Origin of the sequence: Serratia proteamaculans (assembly GCF_013337185.1) — a bacterium.
In the GTDB taxonomy this organism is placed as follows: Bacteria; Pseudomonadota; Gammaproteobacteria; order Enterobacterales; family Enterobacteriaceae; genus Serratia; species Serratia proteamaculans_D.
Map to the genome: position 1 here is coordinate 1 of NZ_SWDE01000002.1, position 21,846 is coordinate 21,846.

19 protein-coding genes and 1 pseudogene are annotated in these 21,846 nt (G+C 56.2%); 7 read left to right on the plus strand and 13 right to left on the minus strand.

The genetic code is table 11. The annotated features are described in order from the left end of the window. From FCL49_RS10245 to FCL49_RS10270, 7 genes and pseudogenes are all read left to right on the plus strand, one after another. On the plus strand, positions 1–278 hold a 278-nt coding region (locus tag FCL49_RS10245; protein WP_302479860.1), incomplete at its 5' end, for a FimD/PapC C-terminal domain-containing protein. A gap of 155 nt (positions 279–433) precedes the next feature. Then, positions 434–667: pseudogene (locus FCL49_RS24855) on the plus strand (hypothetical protein); the annotation flags it as partial. A 96-nt stretch (positions 668–763) separates the two neighbouring features. Beyond that, the gene (locus FCL49_RS24675; protein ID WP_254611063.1) at positions 764–1,303 is read left to right on the plus strand and encodes a fimbrial protein; all 540 of its coding nucleotides are present in this window, start codon (positions 764–766) and stop codon (positions 1,301–1,303) included. Positions 1,304–1,316: 13 nt separating this feature from the next. Further along, positions 1,317–2,399, plus strand: coding sequence for a fimbrial protein (locus FCL49_RS10255; protein WP_174353514.1), 1,083 nt, complete (start codon positions 1,317–1,319; stop codon positions 2,397–2,399). Between the two features lie 42 nt (positions 2,400–2,441). After that, positions 2,442–2,957, plus strand: coding sequence for a fimbrial protein (locus tag FCL49_RS10260; protein WP_174353515.1), 516 nt, complete (start codon positions 2,442–2,444; stop codon positions 2,955–2,957). A 23-nt stretch (positions 2,958–2,980) separates the two neighbouring features. Then, positions 2,981–3,475, plus strand: coding sequence for a fimbrial protein (locus FCL49_RS10265; RefSeq protein WP_174353516.1), 495 nt, complete (start codon positions 2,981–2,983; stop codon positions 3,473–3,475). A gap of 74 nt (positions 3,476–3,549) precedes the next feature. Then, on the plus strand, positions 3,550–4,095 hold the full coding sequence (locus FCL49_RS10270) for a helix-turn-helix transcriptional regulator (protein ID WP_254611064.1): 546 nt from the start codon (positions 3,550–3,552) through the stop codon (positions 4,093–4,095). A 479-nt stretch (positions 4,096–4,574) separates the two neighbouring features. Here the strand turns inward: FCL49_RS10270 and narI are convergent, their stop codons facing one another. The 13 genes from narI to FCL49_RS10335 form a co-directional block, all read right to left on the minus strand. Beyond that, the gene (narI, locus tag FCL49_RS10275; protein ID WP_174353517.1) at positions 4,575–5,252 is read right to left on the minus strand and encodes a respiratory nitrate reductase subunit gamma; all 678 of its coding nucleotides are present in this window, start codon (positions 5,250–5,252) and stop codon (positions 4,575–4,577) included. A gap of 2 nt (positions 5,253–5,254) precedes the next feature. Continuing rightward, positions 5,255–5,977: a nitrate reductase molybdenum cofactor assembly chaperone gene (gene narJ / locus FCL49_RS10280; protein ID WP_174353518.1), complete on the minus strand. Its 723-nt coding sequence runs from the start codon at positions 5,975–5,977 to the stop codon at positions 5,255–5,257. Then, positions 5,974–7,518 carry a nitrate reductase subunit beta gene (gene narH / locus FCL49_RS10285; RefSeq protein ID WP_174353519.1) on the minus strand — a complete coding sequence of 515 codons (1,545 nt, stop codon included), beginning with the start codon at positions 7,516–7,518 and terminating at the stop codon, positions 5,974–5,976. The genes narJ and narH overlap by 4 nt, the downstream gene beginning before the upstream one ends. Continuing rightward, on the minus strand, positions 7,515–11,291 hold the full coding sequence (locus tag FCL49_RS10290; RefSeq protein WP_174353520.1) for a nitrate reductase subunit alpha: 3,777 nt from the start codon (positions 11,289–11,291) through the stop codon (positions 7,515–7,517). Before FCL49_RS10290 ends, narH begins: the two co-directional genes overlap by 4 nt. Before the next feature lie 323 nt (positions 11,292–11,614). Next, a complete protein-coding gene (locus FCL49_RS10295) occupies positions 11,615–12,868 on the minus strand; it encodes an EpsG family protein (protein WP_174353521.1) in 1,254 nt (417 codons plus the stop codon). 167 nt (positions 12,869–13,035) lie between these two features. Beyond that, positions 13,036–13,938, minus strand: coding sequence for a glycosyltransferase family 2 protein (locus tag FCL49_RS10300; protein ID WP_174353522.1), 903 nt, complete (start codon positions 13,936–13,938; stop codon positions 13,036–13,038). Between the two features lie 56 nt (positions 13,939–13,994). Continuing rightward, on the minus strand, positions 13,995–14,981 hold the full coding sequence (locus FCL49_RS10305) for a glycosyltransferase family 2 protein (RefSeq protein ID WP_174353523.1): 987 nt from the start codon (positions 14,979–14,981) through the stop codon (positions 13,995–13,997). Positions 14,982–14,987: 6 nt separating this feature from the next. Next, a complete protein-coding gene (locus FCL49_RS10310; protein WP_174353524.1) occupies positions 14,988–16,865 on the minus strand; it encodes a carbohydrate-binding protein CenC in 1,878 nt (625 codons plus the stop codon). Beyond that, on the minus strand, positions 16,862–17,605 hold the full coding sequence (locus FCL49_RS10315) for a glycosyltransferase family 2 protein (protein WP_153860012.1): 744 nt from the start codon (positions 17,603–17,605) through the stop codon (positions 16,862–16,864). The genes FCL49_RS10310 and FCL49_RS10315 overlap by 4 nt, the downstream gene beginning before the upstream one ends. Position 17,606: 1 nt before the next feature. Next, positions 17,607–18,668 (minus strand): glycosyltransferase family 4 protein, encoded by a 1,062-nt coding sequence (locus FCL49_RS10320; RefSeq protein ID WP_174353525.1) that lies wholly within the window; start codon positions 18,666–18,668, stop codon positions 17,607–17,609. A 1-nt stretch (position 18,669) separates the two neighbouring features. Next, positions 18,670–19,575: a glycosyltransferase family 2 protein gene (locus FCL49_RS10325; RefSeq protein WP_174353526.1), complete on the minus strand. Its 906-nt coding sequence runs from the start codon at positions 19,573–19,575 to the stop codon at positions 18,670–18,672. Between the two features lie 141 nt (positions 19,576–19,716). After that, positions 19,717–20,565: an ATP-grasp fold amidoligase family protein gene (locus tag FCL49_RS10330; RefSeq protein WP_174353527.1), complete on the minus strand. Its 849-nt coding sequence runs from the start codon at positions 20,563–20,565 to the stop codon at positions 19,717–19,719. Next, positions 20,555–21,844, minus strand: a complete 1,290-nt coding sequence (locus tag FCL49_RS10335; RefSeq protein WP_174353528.1) for a flippase — start codon at positions 21,842–21,844, stop codon at positions 20,555–20,557. The genes FCL49_RS10330 and FCL49_RS10335 overlap by 11 nt, the downstream gene beginning before the upstream one ends. Positions 21,845–21,846 lie beyond the last annotated feature (2 nt).

Below are 21,846 nucleotides of genomic sequence, written 5' to 3' on the forward strand. Positions count from 1 at the left end.
TGCCCAAGGTGGGGGCACGGGTGCTGATGACGCTGACGCAGGCCAATGGCCAGCCGGTGCCGTTCGGGGCCACGGTCAGTGATACCGACCCGGCGGCAACCCCCGGCGGCAGCATTGTTGGCGACGGCGGTCAGGTGTATCTGAGCGGCGTGGCCCCGCAGGGCAGCCTGCAGGTGAAATGGGGCAATGGTAACGGCGAGCAGTGCCGGATTAATTATCAACTGCCGCAGACGGTACAACCAGGCGGGATCGGTCAGATAGAGGAAGTGTGTCGATGAATAGGGAAAGAATAAAACTCATGATAGCTAATAAATACAGGGCGAACATTGCAAAAAAAATTGCACCAATATGTACATTGCTTGTCTTGGCTTTGTGGGGGAATGGGCAAGCATTTGGTTACTGCCATTTCGCGTCAACCTATACAACATTGCCAATGCATCTGACCCTGCCAGCTAATCTGGTAGTACAGCGCGACTCACCTGTCGGTACCGTGATATGGACCAGTAGCCCAAGCACCAGCACAGGCAGTGGGACTGACATTCACTGCACGCCCGAACCCTATATAGAAGCGACCCAATATCTGACCGCTGTAAGCCTGGTTAGCGGCTATAGGGATGTATATCAGACCGCTATTTCAGGTGTTGGATTCCGGGTAAGAAATCAGGGCACCTATACACTGTGGGACACTGTCCCTACATCAATCACTTATACCCCTGTTAATGATAATTGGAGCTATACCGAAAACAAATACATCTTCTTTAAAATGGAGCTGATTTACGTTGGTGGCGATGTCAACGGTAAGCTGTCATTTGCCTCTCCACTGGCATCCTTAACCACCGGGACTATTACTGCCGGTCAATTGTATATTGATGGCAGTAGCACCGTGAGTAAAGTCGCCTGCTCCCTTTCCAGCACCAGCATCAACGTCCCTCTGGGCGATGTGCTGATCTCCAAATTCACCGCAGTGGGCGTTACCGCTAATGACAAAAGCTTCAACCTCGGTCTGACCTGCGATAAAGACGCCAAAATCAACGTCTCAATGGCCGGTACGCAAAATGCGGACACCAGCGAAACCAGCGTGCTGGCGCTAACCAGCGCCGGGCAAACCGGTACTGCCAGCGGCATTGGCGTGCAACTGCTGTATGGCGGCATCCCGCTGAAAATCAACACCAATATTCTGCTGAGAACCTCCGCCGGCGGACTGGATACCCTGCCGCTCACCGCCCGCTATTACCAAACCAAAGCCACTGTCGGTACCGGGCAAGCCAACAGTAGTGCCACATTAAATATCACCTATCAATAACCCTGGAAGGGTTATGGCAGGCGTGATGTCAGCGACCGCAATCATACAAAGGACAATGATGAACGCATATAAGGAAATAGGCATGTCCCGATTCACAACGGCCGTTCGGTGCTATATCGCCGCTGGCGGCGCAATGATTTCACTGGTTTCTTCCGAGAGCAGCCACGCCGCCTCCCCCTGCACTATGAACATCAGCACCGCCAGTACCCAGACGGTTAGTCTGGGGGATATCCGTGCCTCGGCCTCGCTGGCCAATGGCTCAGTCATAGCCACCTACCGGTCGACAACCTTTAGCCAAGTCACCGTTGCAGCTTCTTTTACAGCCAGCGCACTCTGTCAAATGTTGATCATGGGAAAGTTTAAAAATTATGGGCTACCGATTTCATCCGCTACCGGGTGGGCCGTCACCAATAATATTATGGCAACTTCGATCTCTGGACTGGGAATACGAGTCTCATTGCCCACCGCAGAGGGCGATATTTACGCCGGATCCATCTACTACCCCAAAACTTCAGCTTTTTTTAGCCTCCCTGCGGGATCCTGGAAGGTCGAAGTAATCAAGACCGGGGCATTGGGCAGCGGTTCATTGCCGACCGGCACTACGCTGGCAAAAATGACCTTTATCGATACGGATAACAATTCACGCACCCTGCTGACGCTAAATCTTGGTGCCGGCAGTTCAGTCGCCTCTTCAACCTGCACACTTTCTAGTACCTCGATCAGTGTTCCTATAGGAAACATTGCCGGCACGAAATTTAGCAAAATCGGTTCCACCGCCGGCGATAAGTCTTTTGACATCGGACTGAAATGCGACAAAAACGCCAATATCAATGTCTCGATGACGGGAACCCAGAATAAGGATACGGCGGAAAAAAGCGTGCTGGCTCTGACCACCGGCGGCAATGCCCAGGGCATCGGTGTGCAGTTGCTGTATGGCGGTACTCCCCTGACGTTGGGCAGCAATCTGGCATTAAAAACCGCCTCTTCCGGGGGGGCGGAAACCCTGCCATTTACCGCCCGCTATTATCAGACCCAATCAACCGTCATCGCCGGAACGGCCAACGCCACCGCCACATTAACCTTCACCTACCCCTAGCGGATTGGACTCAATATGGAATACAGCCAAAGGACTATAAATATGTTGATGATTACCCCCCGTATTCTGATCGCAACCTTGCTGCCGGGGTTACTGATATGTCACGTCGCGCAGGCAGATTCGGTAACGGTGAATATTAGCGGCAATGTGGTTGCCAGCCCTTGTACGGTCGAAAGCACCAGCCCGCTCAGCGTGGTATTGCCGGATGTTGATATGGCGACATTGGCCACGGCTGCCAGCACCAGCGCAGAGAAAAGCTTTGAGCTGAAACTCAAAGACTGCCCGGCCAGCACCACCAAAGTCACAGCGACCTATAGCGGGACGGTTTCCCCGCTGGCCACCGACAGCTTTATCAATAACGGTACCGCCACCCAGGTGGTGCTTTGGGTGAAAGATGACGCAGGTTCCACCATAAAACCCAATGGCGCCCGGACAGCCACAATAGACAGCTCAACGAAAACGGCCGCGTTTAAACAGACGGTGCGGTTGTACTCAAAAGGTGCCGCACAACCCGGCACGGTCAGCGGCAACATTGTCGTTTCCTTCACCTATCAATAATTCTGTCCAGGAGACATTCAGGGATGAAAATCCGCATCATCACGCTGGCCTTTGTCAGCGTCGTCTGGGCTCTGCCCCTGTCGGCCGCTGAGGTCAATATCAGCGGCAAGGTTACCGCCTCGCCCTGCATGGTTGACGCCAGCATTAATCAGACGGTGGACTTCGGCGATGTCCAATCCCAGACCTTACAGACCGCCGGGTCGGGTAGCCCGTGGAAGGCATTCAGCCTGACGCTCAGTCAGTGTCCGGCCAGCACTACCAAGGCAGCGGTGACCTTCAGCGGTACGCCCGATGCCCAGGAGGCCACCGCGTTTAGCCAAAATGGCACCGCTGGCGGCGTGGCACTGCAACTGAACAGTGGCAGTGTGGCGCTGGCAGATAAATCGAGCCTGACGGCCGTCGTCGACCCGGCACACAAAGTCACCTTTCCGCTGACGGCACGCATTTACTCACCAAAGGGTAAAAGTAGCGCGGGAACCTTCCGCAGCATGGTTCAGGTCAACCTGAGCTACCCATAAACCAGAACAAGTCGATACGCGCGAAACCTGCCCGCATCGCCACTTATTGAAAACATTTTCAGGGAGATATCGCCATGATGCCGCACCCCCTCGTCAACCATGCTTTAAGTCTTCGCACACCGGAACGAGAAGCGAAACCTCGTACACTGCTGCCGCCGCAGCTTGCAGCCCGGCTAACCCCCAATGAACGCATCATCATGCAGGCTCTGCTCTGCGGTCAGGATTTGACCACCATCGCCTGGTGTCTGAAACGAGATATGCGCACCATCAGCAGCCACAAACAACGGGCGATGGGCAAGCTGGCGCTGACCAGTAACGCCATGCTGTATGCCCTGGCCGCCCTGCTTAACCCTCTGCTACCGGACAATATCACCGAGCGGCGGCAATTACTGACCCTACGCGAACAGCAGGTGCTGAATGCATTACTCGATGGGCACGGCGTGACAAGCATTGCGCATTTGCGGGGCCGCAGCGTGAAAACGGTGAGTTTTCAAAAGCGGCTGATGATGCAAAAGCTGGGGGTGACCAATGAGGTGGAGTTATTTGCGCTGGCACCATTCCGGGCTCGCGCATTGCTGGCACACTGGAGCGGCTGGTCGGAGTTTGAGCTGAAAGCATAAATGTCGGGCCTGGCAAGCACTGCAATCTATGCCAACCCGTTGAAGCTAAAAGAGATAAACCCTATCTATAATCAGACGGGGTTTATATTTAGTGCCTTAAAAAATGTAACGCTCTGGGCTGAATTGACACATAAGTCATAAATGTCCGCCTGAACAACCAACACCTCTAAATGGGTAATCAACTCTTACCGATAATCACCACAATATCAGCAACCTGGCGGACACTACGCATACTGTATAGTCCCCTTTCGACACTTGTTTGCGCGTCAGTCAGGCTATTGACCTTGCGCCAGTAGCGTTATAAAAAACATAAGATTAGTTAATCAATCTGAAAACCAACGCTGGCCGAGAGATTTTGCACGATAAAAAGCGTCGAATTAACCAGCAAACAGCATTATCCATTTAAAGTGACATTTAGGCTCAAAGTGTCACTTGTTCATCTGCGCGCCAGCCTGACAGACCGACGCGCAGCTGAAAAACTAGCGGCGGTTACGCACCAGTTGGTAGCGACGGGTCAGGTACTCCACCGGCACGCTCCAGATATGCACCAGGCGACAGAACGGGAACAGCACGAACAGCGTCATGCCCAGCACCATATGCAGTTTAAAGATCGGTGCAACCCCTACCAGATGTTCTGACGCACCGGCGTGGAAAGTCACCACCGCCTGTGCCCAGCCCACCAGCTTCATCATCTCGCTGCCGTCCATATGCTGGGCGGAGAATGGAATGGTCAGCAGACCGAGGCACACCTGCACCACCAACAGCGTCAGGATCATGATATCGGCAAAGCTGCTGGTCGCCCGTACCCGTGGGTTGGTCAGACGGCGTTTCAGCAACAGCGCACCGCCGACCAGGGTCATCACACCGCAGGCACCGCCGGCGATCATCGCCAGCTTCTGCTTCACATCAATCGGCAGGAAGGATTCATACATCCAGTGCGGCGTCAGCATGCCGAGGAAGTGCCCGGCGAAGATGCCCAGAATGCCGATGTGGAACAGGTTGGAGGCCAGACGTATCCCCTTTTTATCCAGCATCTGGCTGGATCCGGCACGCCAGGTGTATTGGCCGTAATCGTAACGCAACCAACTGCCGATCAGGAAAATCGCTCCCGCCAGATAGGGGTAAATATCAAAGAAGAACTGATTTAAAAATTGCATGATTAGCGTCCTTTGGTTCCGGTTAGCGCATCCGTCAGGTCCAGGTATTGCGGGGCCACCGCGCCGGCAAAGCGCCGTTGATGCGCCGCCTGCTGCGCCGAAGCGCAGCCTTCCTCGCCTAAAAACTTGACCTGCTCCTCTTCCCATACCGCGTCCAGCGCCTGGGGTGTGTCATCGCGGGCTTCTTTTGCTACCTGGGATGCCAGCGTTTGAGCCTGTACTTCACTGCCGGATAACGCCAGCAACAGATCAAACAGCACCGCATACGGGCTTTCCCGCTGTTGTAACCGCGCGCCCAGCAGCGCCAGGATCGGCGCGATGTCCTGCAGCCCCCCAGCGGCCTGCTCCTTGCTGCGGCTGGCAAGATACTCCAGATACAACGGCAGGAAATCTGGCAGTTCGCGGCTGTCGATCTCCAGCCCGGCTTCGCGGTATTGCCCCATCAGATCGACCATGGCCTGACCGCGATCGCGCGACTCGCCATGCACGTGCTCAAACAACAACAGTGAGGTGGCACGCCCCCGGTCGAACAGCTCGCAGTATTCGGCCTGCACATCCAGCAACGGGCGAGCGCAAAAACGGCGAATAAACAGGATCAGCTGTGCGCTATGGTGCAAATCCAGTTCACTGGCCGGTTCCAGCGCTTCCACCAGCGCCTGCTGATGGTCAAACAGCGCCTGCTCCGGGTAATCCAGCAGGCGGGCAATCACTTTCAGGCTGATCATGAGGCATCCTCCTGACGAGGTGTTTTTTGGCTCACATCAATAGCGTCAATGCGGCGGCTGTTGAACAGGTTGAATTTACCGTCGCTGCCGTGGCAGCCGTCGCCAAAGCTAAAGCCGCAGCCCTTGCTTTCGGGGAAGGCTTCACGCGCCAGTTCGCGATGGCTGGACGGGATCACAAAACGGTCTTCGTAGTTGGCGATCGCCAGATAGCGATACATCTCCTGCGCCTGCGCTTCGCTCAGCCCCACCTGTTCCAGTGCGCTAGTGTCCAGCACGCCGTCAACAGTTTCTGCCCGTTTGTAATGGCGCATCGCCAGCATGCGCTTGAGCGCCAACAGCACCGGCGCGGTGTCGCCGGCGGTCAGCAGGTTGGCCAGGTATTGCACCGGAATACGCAGGCTTTCCACGTCCGGCAGTACGCCGCTGTGTGCCAGTGCACCGGCATCGGCGGCGGATTGAATCGGTGACAATGGTGGCACGTACCACACCATCGGCAGCGTGCGGTATTCCGGATGCAGAGGCAGCGCCAGCTTCCAGTCCATCGCCATTTTGTATACCGGCGACTGCTGGGCAGATTCAATCACCCCTTGTGGAATACCGTCGGCCAGCGCCTGGGCAATCACCGCCGGATCATGCGGGTCGAGGAAGATATCCAGCTGGCTCTGGTACAAGTCTTTGTCATTTTCGACCGCCGCCGCCTGCTCGATGCGGTCGGCGTCATACAGCAGCACGCCCAGATAACGGATACGACCGACACAGGTTTCCGAACACACCGTAGGTTGGCCGGATTCAATCCGCGGATAGCAGAAGATACACTTCTCGGACTTGCCGCTTTTCCAGTTGAAATAGATCTTTTTGTACGGGCAGCCGGTCAGGCACATGCGCCAGCCGCGGCATTTATCCTGATCGATCAGCACAATGCCGTCTTCGCCACGCTTGTAGATAGCGCCACTCGGGCAGGTCGCGACGCAGGCCGGGTTAAGGCAGTGTTCGCACAGGCGCGGCAGGTACATCATGAAGGTGTTTTCGAACTGGCCGTACATCTCCTTTTGCATATTGTCGAAGTTTTTGTCCTTCGAACGCTTGGAGAATTCGCCACCGAGGATCTCTTCCCAGTTCGGGCCATTTTCAATCTTCTTCATGCGCTGGCCGGTGATCAGCGAGCGCGGACGGGCGATCGGCTGATGCTTGCCCTGCGGCGCGGTATGCAGGTTCTGGTAGTCGTAGTCGAACGGCTCGTAATAGTCGTCCAGCGCCGGGACGTCCGGGTTGGCGAATATCTTCGACAGCAGACCGACGCGGCCACCCATGCGCGGTTCCAGCTTGCCGTTGATTTTACGGATCCAACCGCCCTTCCACTTTTCCTGATCTTCCCAGGCGTGCGGATAGCCCACGCCTGGCTTGCTTTCCACGTTATTGAACCAGGCGTACTCCATACCCTCGCGGCTGGTCCAGACGTTTTTGCAGGTCACCGAACAGGTGTGGCAACCGATGCATTTGTCCAGGTTCAGCACCATGCCAACTTGCGAACGAATTTTCATTTTGCTTTCTCCTGCTGGCTACCCTGCGAGTCGTCGTTGCCTTCACCGTCTAACCAGTCGATACGGTTCATCTTGCGTACCACCACAAACTCATCGCGGTTGGAGCCGACGGTGCCGTAATAGTTAAAGCCGTAGGCCAACTGCGCGTAACCGCCAATCATATGGGTCGGTTTCGGGCAGACGCGGGTCACCGAGTTATGGATACCGCCGCGCTGGCTGGTGATTTCCGAACCGGGAATATTCACGATGCGTTCCTGCGCGTGGTACATCATGGTCATACCGGCCGGGACGCGCTGGCTGACCACCGCCCGCGCCGTCAACGCGCCGTTGGCGTTAAAGGCTTCGATCCAGTCGTTGTCCTCAATCCCCAGATCTTTGGCATCTTCTTCACTCATCCAGACGATCGGCCCGCCGCGCGACAGGGTCAGCATCAGCAGGTTGTCGCTGTAAGTGGAGTGAATGCCCCATTTCTGGTGCGGCGTCAGGAAGTTCAGCGCCTTTTCCTTGTTGCCGTTCGGCTTCTGGTTCAGCAACGGCTGCGCGGCACGGGTGTCGATCGGCGGGCGGTACACCAGCAGGCTCTCGCCAAAGGCACGCATCCACTCATGGTCCTGATACAGCTGCTGACGGCCGCTGATGGTGCGCCATGGGATCAGCTCATGCACGTTGGTATAACAGGCGTTGTAAGACACATGTTCATCTTCCAGGCCTGACCAGGTCGGGCTGGAAATGATTTTGCGCGGCTGGGCCTGAATATCGCGGAAGCGAATTTTTTCATCTTCCTTGTTCAGCGCCAGATGGCGGTGATCGCGGCCGGTCATCTTGCCCAATGCGTCCCACGCCTTGACCGCGACCTGTCCGTTGGTTTCCGGTGCCAGCGCCAGGATCACCTCGGCGGCATCGATGGCGGTTTCAATCTTCGGCCGACCGGCCGCCGGGCCATCCGCCTTCACGTAGTTAAGTTTTTTCAGGAAGTCGACTTCGGTCTGGGTATTCCAGCTAATGCCTTTGCCACCGTTGCCCAGCTTATCCAGCAACGGTCCCAGCGAAGTGAAACGCTCGTAGGTGGCCGGATAATCACGCTCTACCACCATGATATGCGGCGCGGTAATGCCCGGGATCAGATCGCACTCGCCTTTTTTCCAGTCTTTGACGCCATAAGGCTGCGCCAGCTCGGCGGCCGAGTCATGCTGAATAGGCAGCGTCACCACGTCGGTTTCCTGGCCCAAATGCCCGACACACACCTCGGAGAAGGCTTTGGCGATGCCCTTATAAATCTCCCAGTCGCTTTTCGAATCCCAGGCCGGATCGACCGCCGCCGACAGCGGGTGAATAAACGGATGCATATCCGAGGTATTCATGTCGTCTTTTTCGTACCAGGTGGCGGTTGGCAACACGATGTCGGAATAAAGACAGGTGCTGGACATGCGGAAATCAAGCGTCACCACCAGATCCAGCTTGCCTTCGCCGCCGTTATCCAGCCATTCCACTTCCTCGGGTTTGGCTCCGCCCTGCTGGCCCAGATCCTTGCCCTGAATGCCGTTTTCGGTGCCCAGTAAATACTTGAGCATGTACTCGTGGCCCTTGCCGGATGAGCCCAACAGGTTGGAACGCCAAACGAACAGGTTACGCGGGAAGTTCTGCGGGTTGTCCGGCTGTTCGGCAGCAAAGTTCAGGCTGCCTTTTTTCAGCCCTTCGACGGTGTAGTCCAGCGGCGACTGACCGGCGGCTTTCGCCTGCGCCGCCAGATGCAGCGGGTTGGTGCCCAACTGGGGTGCCGACGGCAGCCAGCCCATGCGCTCGGCGCGCACGTTGAGGTCAATCAGGCTACCGCCAAAGCGGGTCTTGTCCGCCAACGGCGACAGCAGCTCTTCGGTGCCGACGGTTTCATAACGCCACTGGCTGGAATGGTTATAGAAGAATGAGGTGCTGTTCATATGGCGCGGTGGGCGTTGCCAGTCGAGGCCAAACGCCAGCGGCAACCAACCGGTCTGCGGACGCAGTTTTTCCTGGCCGACGTAGTGCGCCCAGCCACCACCGCTCTGGCCGACGCAGCCGCAGAAGATCAGCATATTGATCAGCCCACGGTAGGTCATGTCCATGTGGTACCAGTGGTTGACACCGGCACCGACGATAATCATCGAACGGCCATGGGTTTTCTCGGCGTTGTCGGCAAACTCACGGGCAATGCGGATGATGTTGTGGCGTGACACGCCGGTGATCTGTTCGGCCCAGGCCGGAGTATAGGCTTTGACGTCGTCATAGTCGGTGGCGCAGTTGGCATCGTTCAGACCACGATCGAGGCCGTAGTTGGCCAGGGTCAAATCGTAAACGCTGGTCACCAACGCTTCGCTGCCGTCCGCCAGACGCAGGCGTTTGACCGGCAGCTTGTGCAGCAGGATCTCGTCCAGCGCCACGCTGTTGAAATGTTCGCTCTCGGTACTGCCGCTTTTGATACCGCCAAAATAAGGGAAGCCGACTTCGGCTACTTCGTCATGTGCGCCCAGCAGGCTGAGTTGCAACTCGACTTCCTGCCCGTCTTCACCGGCGCGCTGTTCCAGGTTCCATTTGCCCTGCTCGCCCCAGCGGAAGCCAATCGACCCCTGCGGCGCCACCAGCTCACCGTTGCGCTGATCGATGGCGACGGTTTTCCACTCTGGATTGTTTTCCTGCCCCAGGCCATCCACCAGATCGGCGGCTCGCAGCAGGCGACCGGCGGCGTAATAGCCTGCTTCACGCGGTTCGAGCATCACCAGCATCGGCATATCAGTGTAGCGACGCACGTAGTCACGGAAGTAGCCCACCTCACGATCCAGATGGAACTCTTTAAGCATCACGTGGCCCATTGCCAGCGCCATGGCGCTGTCGGTGCCCTGTTTCGGATTGAGCCACTGGTCGCACAGTTTGGCGACTTCGGCATAGTCCGGCGTCACCGCCACGGTTTTGGTGCCTTTGTAGCGCACTTCGGTGAAGAAGTGGGCGTCCGGGGTACGCGTCTGCGGCACGTTGGAGCCCCAGGCGATGATGTAGGAGGAGTTGTACCAGTCGGCGGATTCCGGCACGTCGGTCTGCTCGCCCCAGGTCATTGGCGAGGCCGGCGGCAAGTCGCAATACCAGTCGTAGAAGCTCAGGCAGGTGCCGCCAATCAGCGACAGGTAGCGGGCGCCAGCGGCGTAGGACACCATCGACATCGCCGGGATCGGTGAAAAGCCGATAATGCGATCCGGACCGAAAGTTTTGGCGGTGTAGACGTTGGAAGCGGCGATCAGTTCGTTCACTTCCTGCCAGCTGGAGCGGACAAAACCGCCACGTCCGCGCGCGACCTTGTAGCTTTTGGATTTTTCCGCATCGCTGACGATCGAACCCCAGGCATCGACCGGGTCACTGTGCAGCGCCTTGGCCTCACGCCACAGTTTGATCAGGCGTTTGCGCATCAATGGGTATTTCAGTCGGTTGGCGCTGTACAGATACCAGGAGTAGCTCGCGCCACGCGGGCAACCGCGAGGTTCATGGTTGGGCAAGTCCGGACGAGTACGCGGGTAATCGGTTTGCTGGGTTTCCCAGGTCACCAGGCCGTTTTTCACATAGATCTTCCAGCTACAGGAGCCGGTGCAGTTCACCCCATGGGTGGATCGCACAATCTTGTCGTGCTGCCAGCGGCTGCGATAGCCGTCTTCCCAGTCGCGGTTGGTGTTCAGCGTCTGGCCATGTTCGCCAGAAAAGGGTTCCGCCAACTGCTTAAAATAGCGGAATCGGTCTAGAAACTTGCTCATCCGGAGTTCTCCTGGAAGCTTTTAATATTTTTACCGTTAAAGGAACGGCATTGCTCAATCTGCCGCCAGCCTACTAATGCGGTTGCAGCGACAAATTGATTGCGATCAAGAGAACGGAGGGAGAATAACGGCGGCAACGGCGTGCCTACCCCTAAAGTATCAGGACAGGCAATGGCGTTAATTAATTGAAAATAGAATAAAAATTATGATTTGGATATTCGGCGGGATGTACTGCGAAGTGAGTCGGGGTATTTGGGGGTAGGATGCGGATCGGCGTCCGCATCCCTGGTTGCTATGTTGATGTCAGTGGAGGCAGAAGCGGGTTAGCCTGCATCCATTTCATGGCCGATCCACTCGCCACTGTCGCGATTAATCACGCGCAGATACTGCTCATACTCCTGTTCGCCGTAGAACAGGTTCAGCAACGGCGTTTTATAAAATGACTGCCACATTTGCCCCAGCATGATCGGCCGACGCGGGACATAGATATTCTCGATCAGGTTATAGCCGGTGGCCATCAGCATGAAACACAAGAAGAAGTAGTTAAACCTGCCGCGAATGAACGAGCCCTGATGAGCCACGTAGTAAAACAGCAGAAATACCGACGCCACGCTGGCATAGCGGCTGGCCGCCTGCAGCGAGCTGGAACACAGGAACACAAACACCACCAGCCAGGCCGCGGTGTTTTTGATGTCCCCCGCCTGGTTACGCATCGGATTCGCCAGCATGAAGACCCCGAGAAACAGCGCCGGGAACAGGACGATCAGGAAGTTAATCATCCCATTGGCATTGCCGGAGGTCAGGTAATCGCTGGCATACATGCCGGAGGTATAGACGTCGGAGTAGCTGTTAATGCCGGAAATCGTAATATGAGAAAGAATAAACGGCAGCGCGAATTTGGCGGTCAGCAACGCAATGGCGCTAAACACCACCGTCAGCAAGCGGTTCAGGCGCATTACCCGGCTGCACAGAAACACCCCGACCAGCAGCATGCTGGAAAAGTGGGTCAGCATGGCGAATAACATCAGGCCGGCGGCCAGCGGCCGATTCTGTTTATGGCAAAACAGTACCATCGCCAGCGTCATCACCGCCATCGAGAAGCCAAAACGCAGCCCCATGCCAATGATAAACGGGTTGATCAGAAACAACACCGCCAGATGCAGCAATACAAACTGCCTGGCTGAAAACACCTTGCCGGAATGCAGCATGACAATATTGAGCGCGGCGAGATAACAGTAAACCGACAGGCCAACGTACAGCCCCGGAATCACGTAAAAAGGGATACCCAGGGTTTTGAAAATATAAAAGTTGGCGTACAGCACCACGTCCACCTTGCCCTGAATGACATCACCCAGGCTGGTGGCCGAGTTAATCGCATCATAGTTGGCAAAGTGGCGGTAGAGATCGGCCAATGGCGGGATCTTGATAAAGAAGAAGAAAAAACACAGCGCAATCAGCAGATAGGCCACCGTGTTTTTCTTTCCTGCCCGCAACGTGCCAATGCTGTGCAGTAAGGCAAACAGCGGTACCGTCAGCAGCAGCACGCTGCCAATCAGCGTAGAACGTTCAAAGCGCATAATCATCCTCTGGCTAAATATTCCCTCTCAGTTGGGAGTATTGCTCATCAGTTAAGGCGATATTGTCCCCTCTCCTTTGGGAGAGGGTTAGGGTGAGGGGAAACAGACAGAGCAGAGGCTAAAGCCCCTCACCCCGGCCCTCTCCCACAGGAGAGGGTGATGTTTATTCAGAAAGGCACGCCACGGAAAAACACATTGCGGATAATATTTTTCATATACACCCCTGCCATCAGGCCGCTATTGACGTAGACAATGCCCTTCAGCCCATACAAAACCCCAACCAGAGGGTTCTTACCGTCGGTAATGATGCGCGAGTTAATGCAGGTGTGGCGCAGGCGCATGATGTTGCGCGCCCGGGGCGATATCTGCGGCATCAAGCGCTTTTCAAACTGCATTTTATTGCGGTATCCCAGGATGCCTTTCGGGCTGGAGGTGATACGTTCACCATCATGATCGTTGTGCACGGCCAGGCGTTCATGCAGCGTGCCGATGTTCGCCCCGGCCGCCAACAGTCGGTACAGGAAGATATGATCCTGATAGCGCGGAGTATTGAAGAAGCCGCGCACTGCGATCGCCATGCTACGCCGCAGCATGATCATCGGCGTGTATGCCACACCGGCCAGCATAAAGTCTTCCAGCCCTGCGCAGCGCGCCCGGTAATAATGCTCGGCGCTGATCTGCCCATTCTTGAGAATATCCATGTCGCACAGGCTGACGTCGTAATTGCCCTGCTGCATAAACGCCAACTGGCGGGCGATTTTCTGCGGGTGGTAGTAGTCGTCATCATCCAGAAAGGTAATGTACTCGCCGCGTGAGCGCAGGATCCCGCTGTTACGCGCCTGCGCGCCACCGCCGTTGTGGCGACGTGGGTAGTAAATAATCTGCCCCTGCTCGATATAACCGGCCAGGCGTTCGCGGGTCGCCAGGCGTTGTGCATCGCCCTGCGGATTGTCATCCACCACGATAATTTCCAACGGACGATGGGTTTGCGCCAGTACGCTGTCGATGGCACGTGGCAACAGTTCACTGCGGCCAAAGGTAGGTATGATGACGCTGACGGTAATACTCATAGTTTGATTCTGCCTGTAGGGGGCGAATAAATTCGCCCCGGTTGACATGGGCGCCGCTATCCGCGCAGGTTATACAGCCGGGCCATCAGGTAGTAAGCCAGCGGGCTGCGATAGAACAGTCGGTTCTTGCGGCTCAGCATTTTGCGCTCTTCCGCTCGCAGGCCGGAGTAGCGGCGTTTCAGCTCGCGGGTTTCGCGCAGCGCGTCACGCAGCCCGAAGAAGTCCAGCCCCACCAACAAACGCGCCTTCAGCGTGGTGACAAAAAGTACGGAGTACAGCCCATGCCCCACGCCCTCACGGCGGCCCGTGTCGGCGCCGTCGAGCGCATAATCCAGGTCATCCAGATCGCGTCGTTTGGGCGCACGCGTGATGCCATTCGGGTTGGCGCGGTAGCCCACCAGCGGCGTGTCGCAGACTACGATACGTTCCGCCTTCAGGTACAGTTGCGGGATCAGCTGAATATCTTCGAAATTGCGTCCCGCCGGGAAGCGCGCCTGATCGAACAGCGTTTTACGGTAAATACGCGCCCAGGCGAACCACATACTGCGGTTGAAGCTGTCTGCCAGCAGCGCCATATGAGTATCATGCTGCTGGGGGGCGGCATTGCCGGGCACGATAGCCATAGTGCCGTCCGGCTGGATCTTGCCGTTGTTGATCGCCGAGAAACGCTGGGCGTTGAAGGCCACAATGTCTGCCTGCGAGTTATCTGCCAGCAGGCGCCCCAAAATGCTGAAATACCCTTCCAGCAGCACATCGTCAGAGTCGAGAAAACCAACATAACGGCCTTGCGCATGGGCAATGCCACTGTTACGCGCCTCGCTCAGTCCCTGGTTTTGCTGACGCAGAATACTGACCTGCAGTTTGTGCTGCGGATAGCGACACAGCACCTCTTCGGCAATGCCGATGGCGTCATCCGGGCTGCCGTCATCCACGATGATCACTTCCGCCCAGTCCGGCAGCTGTTGCAACACTGAGCACAGGCAGGCCTCAATATAAGCCTCGACCTTATACACCGGAATAATCAGGCTCAGAGTGGTATTCATGATCGGTTATCCTTGGTTTTCTTTTTGAAGTTGCACCCATACCGCCCGGCTGCCCATCGACGGCAATTGGGCCTCAATCTGCCGTTGCCCCTGCGCCTGCCAGCCGCTCGGCAGGTCAAAGCGCGCTGACATTGGCCGATAGTAAGGGTTGGCAATCAGCACCAGACCCTGCCCGCCGTTGATAAACAGCCTGGCCGGAATGGCGGTATTGTTGCCCTGCAGCAGGGTGCTTTCGCCGGAAAGCAGGTAAGGGTTAAAGCTGACAATCTGCTGCGCCACGCTGGCCACCCCCCGCCAGATAGCATCAAACTCCTGCTGGCTAAAGCCGCCGCGTTGGCGCTTGTAGAACAGGTCGGTATAGGAATAAAACAGGATGCCTTTAGCGCCGCCAATCAGCCCCAGCCAGGCCTGATTGCGCATCTCTGCCTCCGTGGGTTGGCGCGGTTTTCGGCCCGGTGCATAAGCGGCGTGATCCATAATCTGCATCACCAGCCAGGCCCCTTTGACCTGCCGCGCGACCTGGCTGGTAATGCGGCTGTACTCCAGCGTCCGCGTCAGATCGGCGTCTCTGCCGACCGGGTAAGGGTCGCTGGCCAATACGTCAGAACTGTTGAAATAGGCGTTGAGCGTGCCGGTCTTGTCCAGCACCTGGAACGTCAGGTGATCCGGATCCAGGCGTTTTACCTGCAGATGCTTTTGCTCAATCTGCGGCACGTATTCCGGCCCCAGTTCATCGTTGATATACCAGGCCAGCAGGTTCGGCTGGTGTTTGAATCTTTCCACATAGCTCGCGGTCAGTTGCGGATAGCTCATTTTGCTTTCCGGCGCGAACCGGGTACCGGCGTACATGTCTTTGAGCGAGAAAATCACCTGCAGGCCATACTGCTGGGTTTTACGGAAATAGTTATCGGGATCGCGACCGGTACCGTAGTTGTAATTGAGCAAGGTGTTGAAACCGGCATCGCGGATGCGCGCCAGATGCTCATCCGTCACCATCTCACCGTACATATAAATGCCGAGCGGGAAGAAACGCTTGCCCTGTTTCAGGGTATAACCCTGCGCATCCAATGCCACTTTGGGCTGTTCACGACCGACGCTGATCGGCATTTCACTGCGCTGGCTGCGCTGGGAAGCCACGTCCGTCACCTGCTGCTGCAGCCGATACTCCCCGGCGGCAAGACCGGCAGGCAGCGGGAATTCCACCTGCTGTTTGCCACTAATACGGTAACGGCGGCTGTCGTGCTTCACGGCAGTGTTTTTGTCGTCGACCAGCGTGCTGTCCACCTGCACCTGCTGCGGATCCACCACTTCGATCAGGCTCGATGCCGCGCCGTTGCCGCTGCGCATCTGGTATAACTCCGGTGCCACCGGCTGCTGACAGGCATAGACGTCGTCAAACCAGGCGCTGCCGGTGGTACCCTGGCGCAAATAAACACCCAGCACCACCTTCACCGCCCGTGGCGGTACCCGAAAATCCCCCGTGACCGGCTGCCAGCCGCTGGTGCCCAGCAGGCCCTGCGGATAGCTGCCGGCCAAAAAACGCCCCTGGCTGTCATAGCTTTCGATAAATACCCCGGCGCCCTGATTCTCCCCCTTGCCTTTCAGGTTCTCACCGCGCACCCAGGTGCCAAAGGCCAGCTGCTGACCCGGTTTGACCGACAGCGTCTGCAGCATGTTGTGGTAGTTGGCGGGGTTGTGATTTTGATAAAACAGGCTGCTCTGGCCGCCGTGACCGCCCGCCACCACCTGTGCCGAGGCCAGTGACCAGCCCGCGCCCCCCTGCTCGAAGCCGGGATCCTGCAGCAGGTTGTTACTGCAGGGGGCAGCATTGGCCAGCCCGGCCCCCGCCAACAGGCAGGCGGTGGTTAGCTTGTTGAGTTTCATTGGCGTTTCATCACCGCGTTGTACAGATAAGAGAAAAACAGATAGCAGGACTTCTGGTAGGAAAGCCCCAGATGACGGCGATAAATCTGCCATTGCCAGTCGGCCGCCTGAATTTTATTGCCGGATAGCGACTGTGCAGAAAGACGGTAAAAGGCCAGTGGCTCGGGTATGCAATACGCCAGATGGTTACGCGCTTTTTCCAGCACCGACAGCCACATCACGTAGTCCTCGTGGCCGACCTTACTTTGGTACACCTTGCCGACCTGACGCTGGTTGTACATCCCGGTCAGATTGCCGATCCAGTTGCTTTTCAGCATGTCCCGGTAGGCGATGATCTCCCCGGAACCCCGGTAGTTTTTCACCCGCGCCGGGTCATCTTCGAAGGTGTAATAGTGTGAGCACACCACGTCATAGCGGTCGGTTTTCAGGATGCCAACCTGACGCGCCAGCTTGTTGGGGTGCCAGACATCATCGCTGTCGCAGAAGGCAATATAATCGCCGCGCGCCGCTTCAATCGCGATATTGCGGGTTTCGGCCACGCCCTGGTTGGTGCTGTTACGGATGTAGGTCAGACGATCGTGAATAAAGGGTTTCACCACCTCGGCGGTCTGATCGGTGGAGGCATCGTCGATCACATACAGGTGATAATCCTGATAGGTCTGGTTCAGCACCCCGAGGATCGACTGTTTGATAAAGCCTGCGGCGTTGTAGGCCGGCATGATAACTGAAACTTTTTCCATCTTAACCTCCAGCGATAAGCTGTTGCCATTGGGGATAAATCCGCTCAGGGATGAACTGCTGCGCCCGCTCCAGCGAGTGCATAGAAAAGCGCTGCCGCAATTCGCCATCGTCGATCAGCGCCAGCGTGCGTTGGCTGAAGGCCTCGATATCGCCCTCCGCCACCAGATAGCCATTCCTCGCGTCATCGATCAGCTCGGCTGGCCCGGTCAGGCAGTCAAACGCCACCAGCGGCAGGCCAAAGCTCATGGCTTCAATCAACACCATCGGCAGCCCTTCGTAACGCGAGGTCATCAACAGCATTGCCGCCTGTCGATAGTGGCTGGCAATGTCCGCGGTCGCCGGCAGCAATTTCACCTGCTGAGCCAACCCGGCGGCGTCAATCTGCTGCTGTAACGCTGCCCGATCCGGGCCATCACCGACGATATGCAGTTGCCACCCCACCGTTTGCCGTGCCACCCGTTGCCAGGCGGCAATCAGGCGATCAAAACCTTTCTGATGGCACAGCCGACCGACCGCCAGCGCCACCGGCTGTTGCAGCTTCGGCTGCGGCGATTGCACCGGGAAAGGGGAAACGTTTTCGATCACCTGACATTTGCGTTCCGGCACCCAGCGGCTGATGGTGGCCAGATCTTTTTTCGTCAGCAGTACCGTGCGGTCGCCCAACCGATAAACCAGCACCTTCAGCCACTTCATCGGCCAGGCATATTGATGGAAGCTGACGTGTTCACTCAGCAGCAGGCGGCTGTGCGGGCAGAGTAAACGCAGGTAGGGCACCATCAGCGACGAGAGTTTTCCCATCGAAACGGTGACTATGACGTCATAACGGCCACGCCGCAGAAACCACGCCAACCGCCAGGGCCACAGCAGCGTCCTGCCGGGCATAAAGCGCAAGTTCACCGCAGAGTCCAGCGGGTAAAAGGCCCGCTCACCGCTGATCGACACCAGATCCACCTGATGCCCCAAACGAGTAGCCAGCGCATTGGCCAGGCTGCTGGCGACCCGCTCGGTACCGCCTTTTTCGGCGATGTTCTCAATCACAATCGCTACTTTTCGTTGCTGCATGTCATCTCCGAAATCCCTCGCGGGCGCTGCGTAACAGACGTCCCCCCAACGGAAACAGCCCTAGCCTGGCCAGGCAGTCGCCGTACAGTTTGATCGCCCTGAACTTGCTGCTCAGAGCCTGGCGTTCCGTACGCGATGAGTAATAGTTGAAAGCCTGCAGGTTCTCGCTATACAGCGAGGCCAGCAGGTGTTTGCAGGCAAACCCGCTGATATAACGGCCACTGGCGTGCAGGTAGGCATCAATAAACTGTTCGCTGTCGTCGAGGTTCATCCGGCAACGATCCGTATCGGCATCGCCGCAGCGGATGAACACCCCAAGCCCTTGGTCGAAGGCCACTTTGGCCCCCAGATTGGTGGCATTGACCAAAAATCCCCAGTCCTGGTACTTGTAGAGGAACTCCGGGAATAAGAACCGTCGGTCATCTTTTTTACGCAGGCTGATGGTGGAGGTGCGAATATCCCCCATGTCGAGAAATAAAAAATCCGCCCCTGCCGCCCCCTCCTTGTAATCGAATCGATAGCTGCGAATATTTTTGTCACTCACCGTGGCGTAATTACCAAAAATAATGTCCAGCCGGGTGTCCTGATGGCGTTCCAGGCGGCGGATAATATAGTTGGTACTAAAGGAGTCTTCCGGTTCAAGAAAGAAAACCACTTCCGCACGCGCCAGACGAAAACCGGTATTACAGGAAACCGCCGTATTACTGCGAACTTTATTTTCATGTAATCGTGCCCGGCGGTTGGCGGCCAATAAGCCACGCATATTATCCAGTTCTGATTTATCGGAAGCATTATCAACCACGATAATTTCATAATCGAACCCCGAGCAGGCACTGGTCATCCGGACTAGTGTGGCGGCCAAACTGGCTGAGTTATTAAAAACGGGCATGACAATCGATAAGTCCATTTATTACCTCAACAATATATTATCATTTGGCAAAACAGCATTATTGCCAACGGAATAGTTTGTTATCCCAGAATTTCCTTGTCCGGTTATTACCCCCCGTCCTGACGCGGATAAAATCCGCGCAGCCTACCGGTTATTCAACTACTCCTGGAAATAACCTCCCCACTCCTGTTCAATGGTTTCTGGCGTCAGCCTTTGCAGACCGGCCCCCGGGGTGAATGTCAGCTCGCCAAAATAGATACGTTGCTGCACCTGATAAAAATCGACACGTACATAAGAGAATTGCTCGGCGACCTGGTGTGCCAGTGCCAGCATCTGTTCCAGCCGGCAGGGTTTATCCATCGGCACTTCGCTGTTGGGCACGCCCAGGCGGATTTCAGTGCGGTTCCAGTCGGCGTCAAAAAAGTCGCGCCGGTGATCAATAAAACGCTGATAATCAATCTGGATGAAAAACCGCACTTCACCGCCGCGGTTAAAGCAGTGGACCTTGATGTCATTCGGCGTTTTGCCGTCTTCCAGCAACATTTTTTCCACCATCACACAGGGTGGAATATCCTTATAATGGCGTTCACGGTAAACCTGATAAAAATTCTGTCGCAGCCAACTGTTGGTCAGGACTCTTAACTCATCAAAACTGGTCTGACTTTTATCAAATACCAATTTGTTATAGCCACTTCCGTGGTTGGCTTTAATAACGAATGCATCAGGCAATGCCTCATACATTTCCTCAGTCAGTTCTTTTCCCTGTGCGTAAAGCTCAATCAGGTACTCTTCTCCCCACAGTTTTTTAATATACTCCCGCACCTGATACTTATCAGATAATTGCGTGTACATCGCCAGAGGATAGACTTTTCTACGCATCAGTTTTTCGCTATACCCCACCGGTTTGGCCAGGTGCGGCATCTTGCGAAAAAATAATGCGTACTTTAACTGATGATATAGTGCATCGGGTATATTACGGTAAAACCCCTCCACCAGATTATTTAGCATAAAGTTCTCGCACCTTCCCTATGAGTTGAGGTAAACAACGGTAGCAGGTGACCTGCAGCCGGGTAATTTGTCCTCTTCTGAAAAAACCATTAAGTACAAAAAATGAAATAAACTCGGTGATCAGCGTTGCAACCGCCGCGCCCGCAATGCCGTAACGTGGGATCAACACCAGATTCATCAACACATTGGCCAAGGCGGCCAGCGGCATTTTTATCGCGATAAACCGGTAACCGCCAAACAGCACAATCGCCCGATAGGACACGGTGCCCATCACCGAGAACAACGAAGTCACCGAACACAACGCCAGGATAGTCGCGGTTTCACGGTAGCTGTCGCCAAACATCAACGCCACTATTGGCCCGGGAAGCAGCGAAAGCAGCAAAATCACCGGCATCGAAAGCAGCAGCACCACCAGATACAACAGCCGGATGCGCCCTTCCTGTTCGACCAACGTGCGGGCATTCGCCACCCCTGGCATCATCGAGGTGATCAGCGCAATCGGCACGAAGATCCATCCCTGGCTCAGGGTGATGGCGGCGCTGTACAACCCGACGCTATGCTCCCCCAGATAGTTACCGATCATTATTTGATCGATACGGGTGTAGATGACTATCGACAGGCCCGAAACCGCCAGCGGCAACCCCACTTTCAGCAGGTAACGTCCGTAACGCCGTTGATGACGCCGACCGATCGGCTGCATGCCACCTTGTTCACGGCGAAACAGCACCCAGCGCACCGCATAGGGGATCAGGCTGCTCAGCACATAAGGCACGGCAAACCACTCCAGCGGCAGTTTGGCGTGCACCAGCGCCAGCCGCACAACGATCGACAGTAACAGCGCCAAATTGTTGATCAGCGTGTTCAACTTCGATTTCAGCAGGGCGTCGTAATAGATTTTATAAACGTCCTGCACCGAGAAATAAGCGCTGATCAGCATCAACGCCATCATGATCTGGCTGGTACGATCCTGCGTCAGCAGCGCCCAGGCCATCAGCGGTATGGCGATCAACCCAAACAGTTGCCGCCGCAGACGCATCGAGGCCAGCATCAGCCGGATGCCGCTGTGCCGTCGGCGGGCGACACGGTTAAACAACACCGCGTCGGCCCCCAGTTGTACCAGCGGTACGGCGATGGCAATCACCGACAGCAGGTAGTTAATCAGCCCGTATTGCGCCGGCCCCAGGTAGCGCGCCACGTATACCGAAACAAAAATGCCTGACAGGCTCAGCGATATCCGTTCCAACATCAACCACAGGGAGTTCATCAGCATCGCTTTCATGC